We start from the raw sequence: 3,358 nt of genomic DNA, 5'->3' as shown, positions 1-3,358 counted from the left end.
GTTGGAGGTGATGACCTTGTACTCGCCGATCGCCAGCTGCGGGAACGGGTTGCCCTGGCTGTCGTTCTGGCCGGCGATACCGCCCTTGGCCACGTAGCTCTTCTGGCTGACGCCGTCGATGTACAGATTGCCGGCACTGCTGTTGGAGGCGCCACCGCGCAGCGTGGTGTGACCCTGCGAATCGATCTGGAACACCATGCCCGGCACGGTGTCGGCGAACTCCAGGAAGTTGCGGGTGGCCTGCGGCAGCTGCTCGATCTGGTGCAGCGACACCACGTTGCCCACTTCCGAGGTCTTGACGTCCTTCAGTAACGGCGCGCTGACGGTGATGGTGTCCAGGGTCGTGGCGTTGCCGCCGGCAGCCGGGGTGGCGGCGTCCAGATCGACGGTGGACGAGGACGCGACCTGCAGGGTCACCGTCTTGGTAACGCCATTGGCCTCGACCTTGTAGGTGCCCGGCGGCAGGCCGACCACGGTGTAGCTACCGTTGGCGGCGATCGGCGCGCGGCGCACCGAGCCGGTGGCGATGTTGGTGACGGTGACCTCGGTACCGGCCTGGGCGGCGGCAACCTGACCACGCAGCGTGGCGTTGCTGGACTGGGCCATCGCCGGCATGGTGGCGAACAGGCAGGTGGCCAGCGCGCAGCACAGCAGGCTGCGTGCGGGCAGGTTGGAGGCGGAACGCGATTTCTTCATGACTAAAGCCCTCCCAGGGCGGTCAACGGGATCATTGTTGTGTTCTTCTAGGTGGTGCAAAAAACGACATCGGTGCTGCATGCGTCGGTGTCAGTCCATGGCGGTCCCTCGCTGGGCACTGGAGGCACGAACGATGAGTTGCGGGGCGATCGCATTGGCCGCTGCCGCCGACGCCACCGGAGCGGCATGCGGCTCCAGCGCACCGAGCAGCAGTTGCATGGCGCGGGCGCCGAAGCCGGCGATGTCCACGCGCATGGTCGTCAGGGCCGGATGCACGTAGCGTGCCATCGGCACGTCGTCGAAGCCGGCCAGGGCGATGTCCTCGGGCACGCGCAGCCCGGCATGGGTGAAAGCGAACAGGCAGCCCAGCGCCATCATGTCGTTGGCGGCGAACACCACGTCCGGGCGCTGGCCCTGCAGCAGGGCTTCGCCCGCGCGGTACCCGGAGGCCTCGTCGAAGGCGCCGGGCAGCACCAGCGGTGCCACCTGCGGGCAGCGCTCGCGCAGTTCGTCGCGGTAGCCGCGCAGGCGTTCGCGCGCATCGAAGTTGTCGTCCGGCCCGGCGATGAAGGCGATGCGGCGATGGCCCACGTCCAGCAGGTGGCGGGTCATCGCACGCGCGCCGCCGTAATTGTCGACGTTGAGCACCTGCGCCTCGCCGATGCGCTCGGCGCAGTTCATCAGCACCGCCGGCAGCGTGCCGGGCAACATGTCGGCCGGGTCCTCGGCATCGCTGGCCAGGGACGGCGACATGATCAGCAGTCCGTCGACGCGTCCGGGCATGCGCCGCACCGCCAGCCGCTGCTGTTCCGGCTCGCCGTGGTAGCTGGACACCAGCAGGTGCAGGCCGCGCTCGCGCGCCACCGTGTCGATGCCGCGGATCAGTTCGGAGAAGAACTCGCCGTGCAGGTCCGGCAGCACCACGCCGATGGTGTGGGTGCGGCGGCTGCTCAGGCTGCGCGCGGCGTGGTGCGGCACGTAGTGCAGGGTGCGCGCGGCTTCCAGCACGCGCGCGCGCACCGACTCGGCCACGTGCTGATGGCCGTTCATGGTGCGCGACACGGTGGCCACCGAGACGTTGGCCAGGCGCGCCACGTCCTTGATGGTGATGTTGGCGCGCGCATCCGGCGCCGGCACGGGGGGCGGACTCACCAGCGTGCCTCCAGGGTCCGGAACGGCTTGGACAGGGTCACGCCGCCGGCGTCGTAGTGGTCGATCCGGCGGCCGTCCACGCGCACCTGGGTCGGCCGCGTGCGCGTCGGCCAGACCACGCGCACGGCGGTGCCGGCGCGCAGGCCGCTGTCGAGTTCGACGCGCAGCCGCCCGTCGCGCTGACGCGCACGCAGGCCGAGCGTGCCGTAGGCGGTGGGCAGGCGCTGCACGGCCAGGCCATCGTCGGCGAGCCAGGCTGGCGGCACGCCGGGCAGCAGCACCAGCGCATCGTCGCCCTCGTGCATGAGCATGCCGAATAGGGCGCGCGCGTACTCGGCGCCGATCCAGGTATGCGGCATGTCGCCCAGGTAGCGCGGGAAGCGCAGCCGCGACTGCACCACCTCGGCCAGCACCTGCCATTCGAACGGGCGGCGGTCGCGCAGCAGATCCTGCAGCAGTTCGTCGGCCACCTGCGGCTGGTCCAGATGCACGTAGGTCAGCACGTTGCGCATCTCGTACGGGGTGTAGGCCCACAGCGCATTGGGTTGCTTGCGCTGGCGCACGTCTTCCAGATAGCGCGCGAAAGTGGTGCGCAGCGCCGCCTCCGGCAGCAGGTCCTGCTGGCCGGTGGGATCCAGCGCGATCGAGACGCTGGTCGGATCGCCGTCGCCCAGGTCGGCCGCAGCGGGAATGTAGTCCGCGCCCTTCCACGCCATGGTGGCGCGGATGGAAGCGGCCAGCGAGTTGCGCAGCGCCGCGTACTGTTCGCGCGCCCAGGCGGCGGTGGCGGCATCGCCCAGCGAGTCGGCCAGCCAGGCGCCGTCGTGCCAGCCCTTCAGCGCCCAGTAGTCGTCCCAGTAGCTGTGGGTGGGGCTGGAATAGCCTTCGTGGCTGATCGACGGGGCGAGGATGCCGCGGAAGCGTTCCGGCGCCGGCTGCTCGGCCATGTAGCCCGGCACCAGGGTGCGCTCGCGCAGTTCCTGCAGGAACTGCATCGCCAGCTTCACCTTCGGCAGGTAGGCGCGCACGCTTTCCGGGCCGCCGTCCAGCCGCGCGACGTCGGCGACCAGGGTGATGTACTCGCCCTGGCTGTCGTACTCCAGGTCCGAGCCGAAGCCATCGTTGACGCTGCCGTCGTCGTTGAGGATCGGCGAGACCAGCCCGTTCGGGTGCACCGCGTGGTCGCTGTACCACTGCAGGTAGTCGCGCGCGACCTGCGCCTGGCCCATGCGCAGCAGGATCGCCGAGGTGGCCATGCCGTCGCGGATGAAGGAGCGGTTGTAGTTGCGCGGCCCCGGCTGCATCGCCGGGCCGGTCTGGTTGATCAGCATGTACGCGGCCTGCGCGCGCAGCATGTCCACCAGGCTGGCGTCGGGCAGGCGCAGGCCGACGTTGCCCAGGCGCTGCTGCCAGTCCGCGGAGACCTGCTCGGCCAGTACGTCGAAGCTGCGGCCCGCGTCGCCGCGGCCGGCGGCGAGCAGGGCGTCGCGGTCCAGCGGCGGCGCCGGCG

General features: G+C 70.5%; 2 protein-coding genes and 1 pseudogene. All 3 read right to left on the bottom strand.

Going from position 1 to position 3,358, the window contains the following annotated elements:
* Window positions 1-696, bottom strand: a 696-nt coding sequence (locus tag D180_RS03430; protein ID WP_043090418.1) for a carboxypeptidase-like regulatory domain-containing protein, incomplete at its 3' end; no start/stop codon positions are given.
* A 90-nt stretch (window positions 697-786) separates the two neighbouring features.
* Window positions 787-1,833 carry a LacI family DNA-binding transcriptional regulator gene (locus D180_RS03425; protein ID WP_017911685.1) on the bottom strand — a complete coding sequence of 349 codons (1,047 nt, stop codon included), beginning with the start codon at window positions 1,831-1,833 and terminating at the stop codon, window positions 787-789.
* 11 nt (window positions 1,834-1,844) lie between these two features.
* Window positions 1,845-3,358: pseudogene (locus D180_RS03420) on the bottom strand (hypothetical protein); the annotation flags it as partial.

Origin of the sequence: Xanthomonas sp. SHU 166 (assembly GCF_000364685.1) — a bacterium.
Lineage (GTDB): Bacteria > Pseudomonadota > Gammaproteobacteria > Xanthomonadales > Xanthomonadaceae > Xanthomonas_A > Xanthomonas_A sontii.
This window is presented reverse-complemented; position numbering and strand designations above follow the sequence as displayed.